The 18,932-nt window shown below is 75.4% G+C and carries 3 protein-coding genes; all 3 read right to left on the bottom strand.

What is annotated here, in order from left to right; all coding sequences use genetic code 11:
* Window positions 1-13: 13 nt before the first annotated feature.
* Genes I3V78_RS39925 through I3V78_RS17075 form a run of 3 tightly spaced genes read right to left on the bottom strand, consistent with a single transcriptional unit; the run spans window position 14 to window position 18,865 of the window.
* Window positions 14-2,260 (bottom strand): type I polyketide synthase, encoded by a 2,247-nt coding sequence (locus tag I3V78_RS39925; protein WP_204489387.1) that lies wholly within the window; start codon window positions 2,258-2,260, stop codon window positions 14-16.
* 10 nt (window positions 2,261-2,270) lie between these two features.
* Window positions 2,271-11,144 carry a type I polyketide synthase gene (locus I3V78_RS17080; protein WP_204489384.1) on the bottom strand — a complete coding sequence of 2,958 codons (8,874 nt, stop codon included), beginning with the start codon at window positions 11,142-11,144 and terminating at the stop codon, window positions 2,271-2,273.
* Complete coding sequence (locus tag I3V78_RS17075; protein WP_204489381.1) at window positions 11,141-18,865, bottom strand: type I polyketide synthase; 7,725 nt, start codon at window positions 18,863-18,865, stop codon at window positions 11,141-11,143. The genes I3V78_RS17080 and I3V78_RS17075 overlap by 4 nt, the downstream gene beginning before the upstream one ends.
* Between the last annotated feature and the right edge of the window lie 67 nt (window positions 18,866-18,932).

The following is an 18,932-nucleotide window of genomic DNA, read 5'->3' as shown; positions in this document are numbered from 1 at the left end:
CCGAGAGGACTGTTCAGCCGGTGGACGCTTGGACGCGGGGAGATGTGAGCCAGTAGCGCTCGCGTTGGAAGGCATAGGTCGGCAGGACAGCGCGGCGCCGGACCCGGGAGGGCTCGATGGCCGCCCAGTCCACCTCCACGCCCCGGACATACAGCGCGCCGAGTGACGTGAGCAGCGTGCTCCACGCCGGTGAGTCCAGCTCCAGTCGTACTGTCGCCGCCGCGTCCACGGGGCTCACCACGGGAGGCGCCACCGTGCCCGCGAGCGCGCCCCGCAGACCCTCCGCCAGGCCCACCCGCTCGGCGGCCACCGCCGCCACCCAGGCGCCCACGCCCGGGGCCTCCCAGGCCTCCGGCCGTACGCCCCACGCGCGCCACAGCCGCGTCAGCGCCCACGTCCGCACGAACCCGGCCGCCCGGGCCATCGCGTCGCTGGCCGCGCCGCCGAACAGCACCGGCAACAGGGGCCCGTCCACGAGGCCCCCGCTCGCGCTCGCGCCCGCCTCCAGCGCCTCGCGGAACACGGGCTGGGTGTCGAACAGCGCCCGCGTCTCCTCCGGGAAGGCCGGGCCGTCGCTCCTCAAGACGAACACCACGCCGGGCGCGGCGGTGACGGGCGGAGCGAGCCGCGCCGAGGCCGCGCGCAAGAGCCCCTCGCGCACCTCACGCGCGTCCCGCCCCACCACCGCCAGCCGGTGCTCGAAGTGCGTGCGCCCCGTGGCGGCCGTGAAACACAGGTCACCCAGGGGCTCGGGGCTCGTCTCCAGGAAGCGCGCGTGGCGCTCCACCTGCGCGCGCAGGGCCGCCTCGCTCCGCGCCGAGACCACCCACAAATGCGCGGGCCGCTCCACGCCCGGCACCGCCTCGGCGCGCGCGGGAGGCTCGGCGAGCACCACGTGCGCCACCGTGCCCGTGCGCCCATAGGAGGTCACCCCCGCCACGCGCTCGCCCTGGGTGGGCGTCCACGCCGTCAGCTCGCGCGGCACGGTGACGCCCATGCGCGCCCAGTCGATGCGCGGGTTGGGCGTCTTCAGGTGCAGGTGCGGCGGCAGTTGGCCGTGCCGCAGCGCCAGCACCACCTTCATCATGCCCACCACCCCCGAGGCCGCCTCCGCGTAGCCCAGGTTCGTCTTCACCGAGCCCATCCACAGGGACTCGCCTCCCACCCGGCCTTCCTTGAGGGCGGACCACATCGCCTCTGCCTCGATGGGGTCGCCCATGGGCGTGCCCGTACCGTGCGCCTCCAGGTAGCTCACCCGCGCGGGCGCCACGTCCGCCGCCCGCAGCGCCTGGCGGATGACCTCCCGCTGCGCCACCCCATTGGGCACCGTGAAGGCGCTGCTCGGCCCGTCATGTCCCACCGCCGAGCCCCGGATGACCGCGAGGACGTTCGCGCCCCGGGCCCGCGCGTCCGCCAGGCGCTCGAGCACCAGCACCCCGCACGCCTCCGCCCGCCCGAAGCCGTCCGCCGCCGCGTCGAAGCCCCGGCACCGCCCGTCCGGCGACAGCGCCCCGCTGCTGGACAGGTAGATGCTCGCCTCGGGCGACAGCAAGAGGTTCACCCCGCCCGCCAGCGCCAGCGTGCTCTCGCCCTCGCGCAGGCTCTGACACGCCAGGTGCACCGCCACCAGCGAGGAGGAGCACGCCGTGTCCACCACCAGGCTCGGCCCCTGGAAGCCCCACAGGTACGACAGCCGCCCGGCGATGGCGCAGTTGGCCCGCGCCCCCATGAAGTGCGGATCAATGCCCTCCAGGCCCTCGGTGTTCAGCACCCGCTGGCCATAGTCGTTGTTCATCACCCCCACGAAGACGCCCACCCGCTCGCGCCGCGCGCGCGCCACCGCCACCCCCGCGCGCTCCAGCGCCTCCCACCCCACCTCCAGCATCAGCCGCTGCTGGGGATCCATCCGCTCCGCCTCCCGGTCGGACAGGCCGAAGAAGCGCGCGTCGAAGTGCGCCACGTCCCGGAGGAAGCCGCCGCGCCGGGTGCGGATCTTCCCCCGCGCGCCCGGCTCCGGGGAGTACAGCACCTCGGCGTCCCAGCGGTCCGGGGGCACCTCGCTCGTGGCGTCCTCCCCCCGGGCCATCAGCTCCCAGAAGGCCTCGGGCGTCTCCACGCCGCCCGGCAGCCGACACGCCATGCCGACGATCGCGATGGGCTCGCGGCGCGCGGCCTCGGCCTGCTCCAGCCGCGCCTCCAGCTTGCGGATCTTCACCAGCTGCTGCTGCAGCAGCTGGCGGTAGTTGATCTCCTCGCTCATGCCGTCCTCCTCACGAGTCCCTCGCCAGGTCTTCCGCCACCAGCCGCGCCAGCTCCTCGTCCGACAGCCCGTCCAGGTTGTCCCCGGCTCCGGGCGGAGCCACCACGGGTGCCGCCGTCGGCACGGGAGCCACCGCGGGCACCTCGCCCCCGTCCAGCTTCAACACCTCGGCGAGCAGATGGCGCGCCAGGAAGTCGATGGTCGGGTGGTCCAACGCCACCGTGGCCGGCACCGACACCCCGAGCTGCTTCTGGAGAATGTCCCGCAGCTCGATGGCCATCAGCGAGTCCATGCCCAGCTCCGCGAAGCCCTGACGCCAGTCCACGCGTGAGGCCTCCAGCCGCAGCACCCGCGCCGCCTCGTCCTGGAGCCCGCGCGCCAGGAGGCGGGCCCGCTCGTGGGGCGCCACCTCCTGGAGCCGTCGGGCGAGCGGTGCGTCCCGGACGGGTGCGGGGAGTCGCGCCGGCGCGGGCACACGGCCCCCATAGAAGGAGGAGCGGCCCAGGGCCCCGAGCGCCTCCAGGTACACCGGCCACTGAATGGACATGAGCGCCACGTGCGGCGCGCCGTGCCGCAGCGCCTCCTCGAACAGCGCGAGGGCCCGCTGGGTCGGCAATGGGCGGATGCCCCGCCGTGCGAGCGCTCGCGCCAGCTGGCCATCGGGCGCGCCCACCATGCCCGTCTCCGCCCACGGCCCCCAGGCGAGGGACTGCGCTGGAAGCCCCTGGGCCCGCCGCTCGTGCACGAGCGCGTCCAGGAAGGCGTTGGCCACGGCGTAGTTGCCCTGGCCCGGCGAGCCCACGGTGGCCGAGGCCGAGGAGAAGAGGACGAAGAAGTCCAGGGACAGGCCCCGCGTGAGCCGGTGCAGGTTCCACGCGCCCGCCACCTTCGGGTCCATCACCCGCGCGAAGCGCTCGCGGTCCTGCTGGCCGAGCGCCCCGTCATCGAGCACGCCCGCCGCGTGGACGATGCCGCGCAGGGGCGGCGCGTCCACGTCGATGCGGTGCAGCAGCCGCACGATGTCCTCCTCGCGCGAGACGTCCACCGACTCGACGGCGACGTGGGCGCCCGCGCGCTCCAGCTCGAGGATCGCCTCCTCGGCGGCGGACGACGGCGCCCGGCGGCCCACCAACATCAGGTGCCGCGCGCCCCGCTCCACCATCCACTTCGCCACCTCCAGGCCCAGCCCTCCGAGTCCTCCGGTGATGAGGTACGTCGCCTCGCGCGCGAAGCCCACGGCCCCGTCCGCGACCGGCGGGCCCTCGCGCAGCACCGGGTGCAGGCGCGTGCCGCCCCGGAAGGCCACCTCGCGCTCGGCGGGATCCACGCCCGCGGCCAGCTCGGCGAGCAGCAGGTCCAGACCCCCCGCGTCGTCCCCGGGCTCCAGGTCCACCCGGGCCCAGCGCGAGCCGGGCAGTTCCCGATCGATGACCCGGCCCAGGGCCCACAGCGGCGCCTGGGCCAGGGCGGGCGCGGCCCCGGGCGCCACTGTCCGCGCGCCTCGGGTGACGAGCCACACCGGCGTGTCACCTCCGCGCGCGCCCAGGGCCTTCACGAGATCCAACACGCCCCCGCTCGCCTCGAGCACCGCGTGCTGGGCGGCCTCGGCGGAGGCGTTGTCGGGAATGCGCGCGTCGAGCCCCGCGAGGTACACCACTCCCAGGCTCTCCGGCGGCAGTTCTCCCGCGGAGTGGATCCGCCGCACCGTGGCGCCGCTCGCCTCCAGCTGGCGGGCGAGGTGCTCGCCCACGCCGCCCGCATCCATCCACAGGCTCCAGGGGCGCCCTCCGTCCAGGAGCGAGCCCGGGGCGCGTGGCGGCGCGGGGGCCCAGTGCACCTCGTAGCGGGCGTCCTCCGAGCGGGGCGCGGCGCCCACGTGGAAGACCTCGCGGCTCGCCATCCGGCCCCGGAAGCCGAGCGCCTCCGCCACCAGCCCCTCCTCGTCGAAGAGGCGCAGGTCGCCCCCCACGAGGGTGTTCTCCTCCTCGCGGCCCTCGCGGATCCGCGCATGGCACCACACCGCGCCCCTCGGTCGGCGGTGCACGGTGAAGCGCTCGAGGCTGAAGGGGATGAGCAGGGTGTCCTGCTGCTTCGCCAGGAGATCCAACGTCCAGCTCGCGAGCACCTGGAAGCACGAGTCCACCAGGCCCGGGTGCAGCACGTGATCGTCCAGCGAGTCGCGCAGCGCGGGCAGCCGCAGCTCGCCCACCAGCTCATGGCCGCCGCGCGCCACCGAGTGGATCCACTGATAGCCCGGCCCGAGCGTGTAGCCGCGCGCGCGCATGGCCTGGTACAGCGTCTCGCCGGAGTGCCGCTCGGAGCAGCGCGGCAGGAGCTGCTCGCGGGACGACCAGGGCTCGGGGGACGTGGGGGACCCCACGCGCACCGTGCCGCTCGCGTGCAGCACCCAGGCGTCCGTGCCGTCGCGCGCGCCGCTCCAGGACTTCACCTCGAAGGCCCCGCCCCGCTCCGGCGGCGCGACGATGACCTGGAGCGTGCGCTCCTCGTCGTCCCCGAGCGACAGGGCCTGGGGGAAGGCCACGTTCTCCAGCGTGCACACGGGCGAGCCATGCACGTCCTGGAGCACCGATAGCACCAACGACACGTGCGAGGAGCCCGCGGCCACCCGCGTGCCGAAGAGCCGGTGGTCCTCCAGGTGCACCGGCCCCGAGGGGCCATACACCGCCTCGTACACGAGCGCGTCGAGCGCGGGCGAGCGCAGCCGCCGGCCAAAGTGGGGCACGGCGTGAGGCACATGCGACGCCGCGGCCACCGGACGCACCGCCGGCTCGCGCCACCAGTAGCGCTGGCGCTCGAAGGGATAGGTGGGCGCCTCCACCCGGTGTCCACCCGGGGGCGCCGGGGTGCCCTCGCCGAGCGCCTCGGCCCGCGCACGCGCGCCCGCCAATTCCCGTCCCGCTTCCACCTCCAGCAGGCGCGCGCGCAGCTCCTCCGCCGTCCGGGCCGTCCAGGCCCCCCGGTGCTCGAAGCGCGCCCGCCCCACCGCCGCCGTGAAGCACAGGTCCTCCAGGGACGCGCCCGCCTCCAGCGCCCGCGCGTAGCGGCCCGCCAGCACCCGCAGGGCCTCCTCGCTGCGCGCCGAGAGCAGCAGCACGTGCTCGCGCGCCTCGCTCCGGGGTTGCTCGGGCGCCGGGGGGGCTTCCTCCAGCACCACGTGGGCGTTCGTCCCGCTGAAGCCGAACGAGCTCACCCCCGCGAGGCGCCGGCCCTGGGTGGGCGCCCAGTCCGTCAGCGCCACCGGCACCGTCACCCCCATGCCCTTCCAGTCGATGTGGGGGTTGGGCGTCTTCAGGTGCAGGTGCGCGGGCAGTTGCCGGTGCCGCAGCGCCAGCACCACCTTCATCACGCCCGCCACGCCCGCTGCCGACTCCAGGTGGCCCAGGTTCGTCTTCACCGAGCCCATCCACAGCGAGGCGCCCGGCGCCCGGCCCTCCTTGAGCACGGACCACATGGCCTCCGCCTCGATGGGGTCGCCCAGCGACGTGCCCGTGCCGTGGGCCTCCAGATAGCTCACCTCCGCCGGGGCCACGCCACCGCGCCGCAACGCCTGCTGGATGACCTCGCGCTGCGCCAGGCCGTTGGGCACGGTGAGGCCGCTGCTCGGCCCGTCCTGGTTCACCGCCGTGCCCCGGATGAGCGCCAGCACGTTGGAGCCCCGGGCGCGCGCGTCCGACAGCCGCTCGAGCACCAGCACCCCGCAGCCCTCGGCCCGCGCGAAGCCATTGGCCGAGGCGTCGAACGTCTTGCACCGCCCGTCCGGCGCCAGCATGCGCGCCCGGCTCGCCGCCATCATCGGCTCGGGGGCGAGGATGACGTTGACGCCCGCGGCGAGCGCCCGCGTGGACTCGCCCGAGCGCAGGCTCTGACACGCCAGGTGCAGCGCCGTGAGCGACGAGGAGCACGCCGTGTCCACCGCCATGCTCGGGCCCTTGAAGCCGAACGTATACGACACGCGCCCGGCCACCGCGTTGAGCGACGTGCCCGAGGCGAACCACGCATCCACCGCCTCGGGGCGTCCCTGGAGGATGACCCGGGCGTAGTCCGTGGTGGTGACGCCCACGAAGACACCCGTGGCCGAGTCGCGCAACGCCGTCGTGTCCTGGCCCGCCCGCTCCAGCGCCTCCCACGCCACCTCCAGCATCAGCCGCTGCTGGGGATCCATGCTCTCCGCCTCGCGCGGCGAGATGCCGAAGAAGCCCGGATCGAAGCCCGCCACGTCGCGCAGGAAGCCGCCCTGGCGCACGGCCATCTTCCCCGGGGTGGCCGGGTCGGGGTCGTACCAGTCCTCCACCGCCCAGCGATCCCGGGGAATCTCCGAGATGGCATCCGTGCCGTCGCGCAGCAGCCGCCAGAAGGCCTCGGGGGTCTCCACGCCGCCGGGCAGCCGGCACGCCATGCCGACGATGGCGATGGGCTCCTCCGCGTCCACCACCTCCCGGGGCGCGGACGCCGCGGGGGCTTCCTCCACCTGCGAGCCCAGCCGCGTGGCCAGGTGCTCCGTGAGGGCCCGGACGCTCGGGTAGTTGAACGCCAGGGTCGCTGGCAGCGTCAGCCCCAGCGCGGCCTCCAGGCCCGTCTTGAGCTCCACCGCCATGATGGAGTCCAGCCCCAGCTCGTGGAAGCCGCGCGTGTCGTCCACCCCGGCCTCCGCGGGCAGGCCGAGCGTGCGCGACACCGTCTCGCGCACGAGCACGTCCAGGGCCCCGGGCGCGGGGGGACCTCGCGTCGGCGCGCGCGGGACGTTCTCACTCCCGGGCAGCAGCGACAGCAAGGGCCTCGGGCTCCGGGCCTCGAGCAGGGGCCGCAGCCGCTCCCAGTCGACCAGGGCCACCACGCCCTCGGTCACGTCCGCGCCCACCAGCCGCGCCCACCAGGCTCGTCCCGAGGCGCGCGGCAGGGCGCCCAGGCCCACGCTCTCCAACCACCGCCGATCCCGCGCCGTCCCCGTGCCCTCGCCCTCCCAGAGGCCCCAGGCGATGCTCGTGGCCACCAGCCCCTGGGCCCGCCGGTGCGCCGCGAGCGCGTCCAGGAAGGCATTGGCCGCCGCGTAGGCGCCCTCGCCCGCCGAGCCCCACACCGCGGCCACCGACGAGAAGAGCACGAAGAAGTCCAGCGGCGTCTCGCGCGTGAGGGTGTGCAGGTGCCACGCCCCCTCCGCCTTGGGCGCGAGCACGCGGCCGAGCGCGTCCGCGTCCAGCGTCCGGCCCTCGCGCTTCTCGGACACCGCCGCCGCGTGCACGAGACCGCGCAGGGGCGGCAGCGCGCCGCGCATCCGCTCGAGCAGGGCCGCCATGTCCTCGCGCCGGGAGACGTCCGCCTGCACCAGCCACACCTCGGCGCCCGCCGCCTCCAGCTCCCGCACCGCGGAGATCCGCGCCGCGCGCTCATCCCCCTGGCTCACGAGCTCGTCCCAGTGCGCGCGCTCGGGGAAGGCGCCGCGCGAGGTGAGCACCAGGTGCCGCGCGCCCCGACCCACCAGCTCGCGCGCCAGCTCCAGGCCGAGCGCGCCCTGCCCGCCCGTCACCAGGTAGGTGGCGTCCGCGCGCACCGCGAGGGGCTGGGTCGCGGGCGGCTCGCGCTTCACCAGCCGCGCCACTTGCCGCGTGCCGCCCTCCAGGCGGAGCTGATCCTCGCCGCCCGGGGCCTGGAGCGCCGCCCAGAGGCCGTCCACGTCCCCGCCCGCGTCCAGGTCGATGAGTCCGCCCCAGTGCCGGGGGTGCTCCAGCGTCAGGGTCCGTCCGAGGCCCCAGAGCACCGCCTGGGCGGGCGCCTCCCGCCACGCCCCCCGCGTCACGGCCCAGACCCGGGCCCGCGCCTCCGGCACCGCCTCCAGGGCCCGCAGCGCCGCCGTCAGCTCCAGACAGGCCGCGCCCACCTCCGGACCCGTCACGTCCCGCGCGTCCAGCCCCGAGAGCACCACCACGCCCGCGCAGTCGGCCCACGCCGCGCCCTCGGGCAGTCGCCGCGAGCGCACGCAGGTGCCGCCCTGGGCCTCGATGCGCGCGGCGAGCCGCTCGGCCACGCCGCCCCCGTCCTCCAGCACCCACCAGGTGCCGGGCGCCGGGCCGGGCACGGGCGCCGCGGCGGGCACGCTCCGCCACTCCACGCCGTACAACTCCCCCGCCTCGGCCGACGCCGCGCGCGGAGCCGGCGCCGACTCGGACAGGGCCCAGTGTCGCTGCCGCTGCCACGGGTAGCGCGGCAGCACCACCCGGCGCCGCGTGGGCTCCGGGTCCACTTTCTTCCAGTCCAGCGCGAGGCCCCGGACGGACAGGTGGCCGAGCACGTCCAACATCTGCTCCAGGTCGTCCTTGCCCTTGCGCAGCGAGGAGAGCCAGCCCGGCCCGTCCCCGAGGCTCGCCCGGCCCAGGCCCAGCAGCGTGGCGTGGGGCCCCACCTCCACGAAGACGTCGATGCCCAGGCCGCGCAGGGCCTCCATGCCCTCGCGGAAGCGCACGGCCTCGCGGGCATGACGCCGCCAGTAGCCCGGCGCGCCCAGCTCCTCGGGCGCCACGGGCCGGCCCGTCACGTTGGACACCAGGGGAATCGTCCCCGGCTTGCGCGCCAGCCGCGCCGCCTTGGCCTCCAGCGCGTCGAGCATCGGCTCCATGAGGTGCGAGTGGAAGGCGTGCGAGACGTTGAGCTTGCGGCAGGAGATGCCCTGGGCCTCCAGGGCCGCGGTGAGACGCGCGACGGCCTCGGCCTCGCCGGACACGGTGAGCTGTCCGGGCGCGTTGTCCGCGGCGATCGAGACGCGGCCCTCCTCCCGGACGAGCAGCGGCGCCACCTGCTCGCGCGAGGCGAACACCGTGGCCATGACACCGCCGGGCGGCAGGCCCTGCATGAGCCGGCCGCGCTCGGCGATGAGCTCCAGCGCGTCCTCCAGGGAGAGGATGCCCGCCACGCACGCGGCGGCGAACTCCCCCACGCTGTGGCCCATGACGGCGGTGGGCACCACGCCCCACGCGCGCCACTGCTCCGCGAGCGCGTACCCCAGGGCGAAGAGCGCCGGCTGGCTGTAGCCCGTCTGATCGATGGGCGAGAGCGCGCCTTCCTTGGGGAAGAGCACCCCGAGCAGATCCATCCTCGGCGCGAGCCGCGCGGCGCAGCGCTCCAGGGCGGCGCGGAAGACGTCGGACGTCTCGAACAGGCGGCGGCCCATGCCAGCGAACTGCGCGCCCTGGCCGGTGAAGAGGAAGGCCACCTTGGGCGGGGCCTCCGCGGCCCGGCCCGAGGCCAGGCGCTCGCGGGGCGCGTGGCCCGGCGTGAACGCGGACAGGTGACCGGCGATCGCCGCCGCCGAGTCGCCCACCACGGCGAGCCGGTACGGCAGGCGCGCGCGCGCGGTGTTGGTGGTGAAGCACACGTCGGCCACGTCCTCGGCCGGGTGGGTGGCCAGGTGCGTGGCGTGGCGGCGGGCCAGCGCCTCCAGCGCGGCCTCGCTCCGAGCGGAGAGCGTGAGCAGGTGCGCGCTGCGCCGGGTGGCGGGCCGCGGGCGCGGGAAAGGCACCGGGGCTTCTTCTATAATGATGTGCGCGTTGGTGCCGCTCATGCCGAAGGCGCTCACGCCCGCGACGCGGGGTGTGCCCGAGCGCGTCCAGGGCACCGTCTCCGTGGGGATGAAGAAGGGCGTGTCCTCCAGGCGGATGCGGGGGTTGAGCCGGGAGAAGTTCAGGTGCCGGGGAATGGCCTCGTGCTGGAGCGCGAGGATGGCCTTCATGAGGCCGGCGATGCCCGCGGCGGCCTCCAGGTGGCCGAGGTTCGTCTTCACCGAGCCGATGGCGCAGCGCGAGCCATCCGCGCGCGCCTGGCCCAGCACCTCCACCAGGGCCTCCACCTCGATGGGATCGCCCAGGGGGGTGCCGGTGCCATGGGCCTCCACGTACCCGAGCGCCGAGGGCTCCACGCGGGCCTGGAGCAGCGCCTGACGCAGCAGGGCCTGCTGGGCGAGCCCGTTGGGCGCGGTGAGCCCCTGCGAGCGCCCGTCCTGGTTGACGGCCGAGCCCCGGAGCACGGCGAGAATGGTGTCGCCCTGGGCGGTGGCGTCCGACAGGCGCTTGAGCACCACGAGACCCGCGCCCTCGCCCCGCACGAAGCCGTTGGCGCGCGCGTCGAAGGCGCTGCACCGCCCGTTGGGCGAGAGCGCCTGCATCTTCACGAGGGTGTGGGTGACGGTCGGGTCCAACACCAGGTTGGCGCCGCCCGCGAGCGCCACGTCGCACTCGCCCGAGCGCAGGCTCTGGCAGGCCAGGTGCACCGCCACGAGCGACGAGGAGCACGCCGTGTCCACCGCGAGGCTCGGCCCGCGCAGGCCCAGCGTGTACGACAGGCGGCCGGGCGGAAAGCAGTGCCCGTTGCCGGTGCCGAAGTAGGCGTCGATGCGCTCGGGCTCGGCGGGCAACAGGCGCGCGTAGTCATCGCCCGTGAGGCCCACGAAGACGCCCGTGGGCGTGTTCATCAACCGCTCGGGATCCTGCCCCGCGTGCTCCAGCGCCTCCCAGGCGACCTCCAGGAGCATGCGCTGGCGGGGATCCAGGCTCGCGGCTTCGCGGGGCGACAGCCCGAAGAAGTCCGCGTCGAAGCCGCTCACGTCGTCCAGGTAGCCCGCCCAACGGGTGGTGCTGTCCGAACCCACGCGCCGGGAGGCGGGCTCGCGCCGCACGGCATCGCGCCCCGCGGCGAGCAGCTCCCAGAAGGCCTCGGGCGTGTCCGCGCCCCCGGGGAAGCGGCAGCCCATGCCCACCACGGCGATGGGCTCGGAGCGGGCGCGCTCGAGCGTGTCGATGCGCGCCTGCATCTTCTGCATCACCAGGACGGCGCGCGCCAGGCGCTGCTTGAGCTCGTCCTTCACCTCCTCGCTCACGACGCGTCCTCCCAGGCGGCCAGGGCGTCATCCGCCATCTCGAGCAGCTTGCGCTCGGACAGGTCCACGAGCGGCCGGGACTCGGGGGCGGCGGGCGGAGGCCGCGTCTCCTTGGCGCGGGGCTTGTCCTTGTCCTTCTTGCCGGAGGGCGCCGCGGCGCGCTCGGCCGGGGCGCCCAGGCCCAGTTGCTCCAGCAGGTAGGTGGCGAGCGCCGCCAGCGTGGAGTGGGCCCACAGCAGCGTCACCGACAGCTTCAGGTCCAGCGCGGCCTCGATGCGGTTGCGCAGCTCCAGGCTCATGAGCGAGTCCAGGCCCAGGCCCCGGAAGGCATCGTGTCGGCCCACGCGCCCCGCGTCCACGCGCAGCACGTGGCACAGCCGCTCGCGCAGGTAGTTCTCCAGGAGGCCCGCGCGGGCCGGGGGCGCGGCGCGCCGCAGATCCATCAGCAGGGCGGACTTGTTCTTCGCGCCCTCGCCGCCGCGCTCCGCCGCCAGCTCCTCCCACACGCGCTGGGAGGCGGCGTTGGGGAAGAACTGCAACCACTGGCGCAGGTCGAGCGACACCGCGCCCACGTGCACCGCGCCCTCCGCGAGCAGCCGCTCGAGCAGCGCCTCGCCCTGCTGCGGGGTGAAGCTCGCCATGCCCTGGTAGGCCAGGCGCTCGCCCCGGTTGGATTGGGCCGCGGCGAGGCCCACCTCGGAGAAGGGGCCCCAGTTCACGCTGAGCGCCGGCAGGCCCTGCTGGCGCCGGTGGTGGGCCAGCGCGTCCATGGCCGCGTTGGCCGACGCGTAGTTGCCCTGGCCCGGCATGCCCAGCAGCGCCGACATGGAGGAGTAGAGGACGAAGAAGTCCAGCGATTCGTCCCGGGTGAGGGTGTGCAGCGACCACGCGCCGCGCACCTTGGGGCTGAGCACCTCGCGGAAGCGCGCCGGCTCCTGCTGCTCCAGCACGCCGTCATCCAGCACGCCCGCGCAGTGCAGGACGCCGCGCAGTTGGGGCAGCTCGCCGTGCGTGCGGCCCACCACCTCCGAGAGCCGGGTGGTGTCCGCCATGTCCACGCGCTCCACCTCCACGCGCGCGCCCTCGGCGCGCAGCGCGTCCAGCTCCGCCAGGACGGACGCGGACGGCGCCCGACGCCCGAGCAACAGGAGGCTGCGCGCCCCCCGCCGCACGAGCCACCGGGCCGCCGACAGGCCCAGGCCGCCCAGGCCGCCGGTGATGAGGTAGGTGCCCTCCGCGCGGACGCGGAAGCCGGGCCGGGGCGGCACGATGCGCAGCTTGGGATCGTCCAGGGTGACGACGAGCTTGCCCACGTGCTGGCCCTGCGCCATCTCGCGGAAGGCGTCGGACACGCGCGACACCGGGAAGGCCTGGTGGCGCACGGGCTTGAGCTCGCCGGAGGCCATGAGGTCCATCACCTCGCGCAAGAGCCGGGCGCAGACCTTGGGCCGATGCTCGCGCAGACCCACCAGATCGATCGCCGCGTAGACGAGTCGGCGGCGGAACTGCGACAGGTCGAGCGCGCGCCCGTCGTGGATGTCGCGGTTGCCCACCTCGAGGAAGCGGCCGTCCGGGGCGAGCACCTCCATGCTCCGGGTGATGGCGTCGCCGGACAGGGAGTTGAGCACCACGTCCACGCCCTCCCCGCCCGTCACGCGCAGCACCTCGTCGGCGAAGGCGAGCGTGCGCGAGTCCATCACGTGGCGGATGCCCAGACCGCGCAACAGCTCGCGCTTCTCGGGCGTGCCCGCGGTGGCGAACACCTCCGCGCCGAGCGCCTGGGCCACCTGCACCGCCGCGAGCCCGAGGCCGCCGGCCGCCGAGTGGATGAGGACCCGCTCGCCCTCTTGCAGCCGCCCGAGGTCATTCAAGGCGTACCAGGCCGTCATGAAGACGCTGGGAATGGCGCAGGCCTCCTCGGCGCTCAGCGACGCGGGCCGGCGCACCGCGAAGCGCGCGTCGGTGACGACATGGGACGCCATGGCCGAGGGGGTGAAGGCCACCACCTCGTCGCCCACGGCGAGCGCCGTCACGCCCTCGCCCACGGCCACTACCCGGCCCGCGCAGTCCAGGCCCAGGGGCAGCCCCTCCAGGGGCACGCCCTTCTTGGCGTCCTTCATCACGTACAGGCCCATGGTCTTCATCACGTCGATGAAGTTGAGGGCCGAGGCCTCCACGGCGATCTCCACCTCGCCGGGGCCGGGCCGACGCCGCTCGGCCATGCGCACCACCACCCCGCCGAAGGAGCCCGCCGGGGGCGTCTCCACCTGGAAGGCCCGGCCCAGCACCGGCAGCAGGGGCTCCTGGTGCGGCTCGCGCGTCCCCGAGCGCCGCACCAGCCGCGCCGCCAGTCGGCTGCCCGCGCGCAGCGCCACCTGCTCGTCCTCGGCGCGCGCCAGCAACTCCCGGCCCAGCGCCTCCACGTCCACCAGCGCCGAGGAGGGATCCAGGTCCACGCACGTGCACTGCAACTCGGGGTGCTCGTGCCCCACCGTGCGCCCGAGCCCCCAGAGCGCCGCCTGGAGCGCGCCCGTCATGGGCGTGCCCAATACCGGCGTGGCCCCGCGCGTCACCAGCCACAGGCGCGGAGGATCCCGCCAGCCCAGCTTCACCACCTCCTGCACGGCCCGCAGCGCGCCGCCACAGGCCCGCAGGGCCGCCTCCAGGGCCCGCTCGCCCGTCACGTCCGGCTCCGGCGCGTCCAGGCCCCACAGGTACACCACGCCCGCGCACGAGCCCTCCTCGGGGAAGCACTGGCGCAGCACCGTGTTCAGGTCGTCGCGCGAGCCGGGCGCCACGGTGTAGTGCCGGGAGGAGAGTCGGCGCAGGCTCGCGCCCGCCTCCACGCGCACGCACGGCAGGCCCCAGGACTCCAGCGTCTCGCACAGGGCTCCGCCCACGCCCGAGGCGTCCTGGAAGACGAGCCAGGGCACCTCGGACGGGCCGGGCTCGATTCCGGCGGGCAGCGCCGCGCGGCGCCAGGCGAACTCGAAGAGGGAGCGATCCTGCTCGGCGCGCACCCGGCCCAGGCTCGTGGCGAGCGCGGCCAGCTCCAGGCCCGTCACCCGCGCGAGCTCCAGGCCCTGCGCATCCATCAGGACGACCTCGCCCTCCAGCACGGCGCCCGGACGCCAGGACTCGCGCGGAGGCAGCCGCGCCTGGGCCCACACGGGCGTGCCCCGCCGCCGCACCTCGAAGCGGCGCAGGCCCACCGGCACGAAGGACGTGTCGTCCGAGGGCAGCGCCTGCAGCACCACCTGGAGCGCCGCGTCGAGCACGCTCGGGTGCAGGGGATCCACCGTGCCCAGCACCTCGGGCAGGGCCAGCCGGCCCACGGCCTCGCCCTCCGCGCGCCACACCTCACGCACGCCCCGGAAGGCGGGGCCGTACTCCAGCCCGCGCCGCGCCATCTCCTGGTAGTGCGACTCGCCGATGAGCACCTCGGTCGCGCGCTGGCGCAGCGCCTCCAGCTCGGCGAGCGACGCCGCGGTGGGCCCGGTGTCCTCCGGCGTGCGCACGCGGCCGTGCGCGTGCACCGTCCACATCTCCGGCCCCCCGCCCCCGCCCGCGGGCACGAAGCTGGACACCTTGAAGGAGATGGCCCCCGTGGAGCCCACGTCCACGAGCAGCTCCATGCGGCGCGCGCTGTCGCCCACGAGCGTCAGGGCCTCGTCGATGCGCAGCTCCTCCAGGCACCAGGGCCCGGGGCCGAGCGCCACCTGCACCGCCGTCATCACCCAGTCCAGGTACGCCGTGGTGGGCAGCACGAGCGTGCCCTGGACGCGGTGGTCCGTGAGCCAGGGCACCTGCCGCACGCTCAGCTCCACCTCCCAGAGGAAGGCGCCGGGACGCAGCGAGGAGCGGCGCACCGGGCCGAGGAACGAGGCGCCCGCCGAGCCGCGCGCGCCCGGGCTCGCCCCGCCCACCGGCGGGGCGTCCTGGACGCCGGGCTGGAACCAGCACTCCTGGCGCTGCCAGGGGTAGTCCGGCAGCCGCACCCGCCGGCCGCCCTCGGGGAAGAGCGCCTTCCACTCCACCTCGTGGCCCACGGCGAACAGCGCGCCCAGGGTCTCCAGCAGCACCTCGCGCTCGGACTGCTCGCGCCGCAGCGAGGGCAGCACCGTGCCCTCCAGGCCCAGGTGGGCGATGGTCTGCTCGATGGGGGGCAGCAGCACCGGGTGGGGGCTCACCTCCACGAAGAGCGAGTGGCCCGCGGTGGCCAGCTTCTCCACCACCTGCGAGAGCAGCACGGGGTCTCTCAGGTTGCGCACCCAGTAGGCGGGCGTCATGTCCGCGCCGTCGAGCACCTGGCCCGTCACGGTGGAGTACAGGGGGATGTCGCCCTTGCGCGGCGAGAGGTCCTCCAGGGCGCGCAGCAAGTCCTCGCGCAGCACGTCCATCTGCGGGCTGTGCGAGGCCACGTCCACCTTGACGCGGCGGCAGAAGACCTGGCGGGCCTCGAGCGCGTCGAGCACCTGGCCGAGCGCGTGCGGCTCGCCGGAGAGCACGCACGAGCGCGGGCTGTTGCTCACGGCCACCGCGAGCCAGTCCTCCAGCCCGGCGATGGCGGCGCGCGCCTCCTCCAGGGACAGCTCCACCACCGCCATGCCGCCCTGGCCGCTCACGCGGCGCAGCAGCAGGCTGCGGCGGCAGATGACCCGCGCCGCGTCGTCGAGGCTCAGGGCGCCGGCCACGTGCGCCGCGGCCACCTCGCCCATGCTGTGGCCCACCACCCCGTCCGGGACGATGCCCCAGGAGCGCCACAGCCGCGCGAGCGCCACCTGGATGGAGAAGATGGCCGGCTGCACCTGATCCACGCGCTCCATCCACCCGGGCGCGTCCGAGCCGAGCAGCGTCAAGAGGGACCAGTCCACGTAGCGGCGCAGCGCCGCGTCACACTGCTGGAGGGCGTCGCGGAACACGGGCTCCTCGACCATGAGGCGCCGCCCCATGCCGGCCCACTGCGAGCCCTGGCCCGGGAAGACGAACACCACGGGCTGGTGCCGTCCGTCCGCGTGGCGCGTGGTGGACAGGCCCGGGGGCAGCTCCCCGCGCAGGAAGGCGCCCAGGCCGTCGTGCACCTCGGCGAGCGAGCGCGCCCGGAGCGCGAGCCGGTAGTGCAGATGGCCCCGGTGCGCGGCGGCCGAGTAGCTCACGTCGTGCAAGGACAGCGGGCGCTCGCGCAGGCGCGTGAGGAGCAGCTGCGCGGTGCGCGCGAGCGCCTCGGGCGTCTGGGCGGACAGGGGCAGCAGCTCCGCGCGTCCGCTCGCCGCCATGGGCCAGGGAATCAACCCGCCCTCTCCGGACGGCCCGAGCACGGGGGACTCGGGCGGCGGCATGGCGGACCAGCGGATGCGCACGCCCCGGGCGAACAGCGCCCCGAGCGCCTCGCACAGGGCGGCCCGCGGCTCGTCGCGCCGCAGCGAGCCCACCACCACGCCGGGCCGCGCGGCCTTGCGCAACAGCTGCTCCACCGGGCGGCAGAGCACCGGGTGCGCGCTCAGCTCCACGAAGACGTCCACGCCCTCGGCCACCAGCCGCTCGGCGGCCTGGGCGAAGCGCACGGGCTGGCGCAGGGTGCGGCACTTGGCCTCGCCCTCGCGCGCCACGGTGGACACCCAGCGCGGCCCCGCGTCCCGGGCCTCCAGGCGCGTGAGGGCGGCCTCCAGCTCGTCGCGCAGGGGCTCCCACTGCCGCAGGCGGCACGCGCGGTACACCTTCCACACCGCGTCCGAGGCCTCCAGGCCCCCGGCGATGCACGCCGCGGCCACCTCGCCCACGCCATGGCCCAGCACCACCTCGGGCTCCACGCCCCAGGAGCGCCACAGCGCGGCCAGGCCCATCTGCACCGCGAACGCGAGCGGCTCGGCGGCGTCCTCGTCCTCGGCCATGCGCGCGCTCGGCTCGCGCACCGTCTCCACCAGGGACCAGCCCGCCAGCGGCATGAACGTCTTGTCCAGGGCCTCCAGGGCCGCGCGGAACACGGGCTCGGTGGCCAGCAGCTCCCGGCCCATGGCGGGCCACTCCGAGCCCTGGGGCGCGCACACGAAGGCCACGCGCGGCGACGGCCCGCCGGGCTCCCCGGTGAAGAGGCCCGCGCGGCGCTTGCCCTGGCGCAGGCTCTTGAGCTGCGCCGTCAGCTCCGAGCGCGTGCCGAAGCTCAACGCCGCCCGGTGGCCGCCCGTGCCCGCCGCCAGCGCCCAGGCGCGGCACAGGTCGCGCACGCCCGCGGGGGCCTCGCGGTGCTGCACGCTCTCCTCCGCGCGCGCCGCCTGGGCCAGGAGCTGCTCGGCGCTGTCGGCCGCCAGCACCAGGAGCTCCTCGCCCCCGAGCGGCGCCTCCTCCAGCACCACGTGCGCGTTGGTGCCGCCCCAGCCGAACGCGCTCACGCCCGCGGTGGCCGGCCCCTCCTCGCCCGGCCACGGCAGGAGCTGCCGGGGCAGGCTCAGGCGCAGCTCGCTGAAGGGGATGCGGGGGTTGGGCTCGCCGTGCAGCAGGTGCGGCGGCACCAGCCGGTGTGACAAGGCGAGCGCCACCTTGATGACGCCGGCGATGCCCGCGGCCCCCTCCAGGTGGCCGATGTGCGACTTCACCGAGCCGATGTACAGCGGCCGGTCGATGGCGCGCCCCTCGCCGAGCGCCGCGCCCAGGGCGCTCGCCTCGGTGGGGTCTCCCAGGGCGGTGCCCGTGCCGTGCGTCTCCACGTAGTGCACGCGCTGGGCGGGCACCCCCGCGCGCGCGTAGGCCTCGCGCAGGAGCGCCGCCTGGCCGGGCACGCTCGGCGCGGTGAGGCCGTTGCCCAGGCCGTTGTTGTTCACCGCGCTGCCGCGGATGACGCAGTAGATGCGCGCGCCCGCGGCGAGCGCCGCCGACAGGGGCTGGAGCACCACGAGCCCCGCGCCCTCGCCCCGCCCGAAGCCGTTGGCCCCCGCGGCGAACGCCTTGCTGCGCCCGTCCGGCGACAGCCCGCCGAACTTGGACAGGAGCACGTTCGCCTCGGGCGAGAACATCAGGTTCACGCCGCCCACCAGCGCCAGCCGGCTCTCCCCCGAGCGCAGGCTCTGACACGCCAGGTGCACCGCCACGAGCGACGAGGAGCACGCCGTGTCCACCGTGAGGCTCGGCCCCTTGAGCCCGAGCACGTAGGACAGGCGGTTGGCCACGATGTTGAGCGACTGGCCCGTGGCGCTGTGCAGCGTCACCGCCGCGCGCTCGCGCAGGTGCCGGTCCGCGTAGTCGTGCCAGATGGAGCCCATGAACACGCCGGTGCGGCTGCCCTTGAGGCTCGCCGGCGGCAGGCCCGCGTCCTCCAGCGCCTCCCACGCCACCTCCAGCATCATGCGCTGCTGGGGATCCATCTCCGCCGCCTCGCGCGGGGAGATGCCGAAGAAGAGCGGATCGAACCCGCTCACCCCGTCCAGGAAGTAGCCATGGCGCGTGTTCATCCGCCCCGGCGCGCCCGGGTCCGCGTCGTACCAGGCCCGCGCGTCCCAGCGCTCCGCGGGCACCTCGCGCAGCAGATCCTCCTGGTGACACAGCAGCCGCCAGAACGACTCCGCGTCCGGCGCTCCCGGAAACCGGCACGCCAACCCCACGACCGCGATGGGCTCGCGTGAGCCCTCCTGCCGCGCGACGCCTTCGTCCTGGGCCTCCTCCTCCTGCCATTGCGGCTTGGTGGAAGACTGGGCCCCGGCCCCCTGCGAATTGTCGCTCCCCATCATATTTCGCCTTCCTGTGTCCGCATCGAGGCGCCCGCCCGCCGGCGGAGGCCCCTCAATGACTTGCGCT

The organism is Archangium primigenium, from assembly GCF_016904885.1.
GTDB classification, from domain to species: domain Bacteria; phylum Myxococcota; class Myxococcia; order Myxococcales; family Myxococcaceae; genus Cystobacter; species Cystobacter primigenius.
The sequence above is the reverse complement of the archived record's forward strand: the minus strand, read 5'-3'. Positions and strand labels throughout refer to the sequence as shown.

Excerpts from the sequence above, each read along its gene's own strand:
- I3V78_RS17075 (WP_204489381.1), bottom strand. The coding sequence starts at position 18,865 with ATGATGGGGAGCGACAATTCGCAGGGGGCCGGGGCCCAGTCTTCCACC.
- I3V78_RS39925 (WP_204489387.1), bottom strand. The coding sequence starts at position 2,260 with ATGAGCGAGGAGATCAACTACCGCCAGCTGCTGCAGCAGCAGCTGGTG.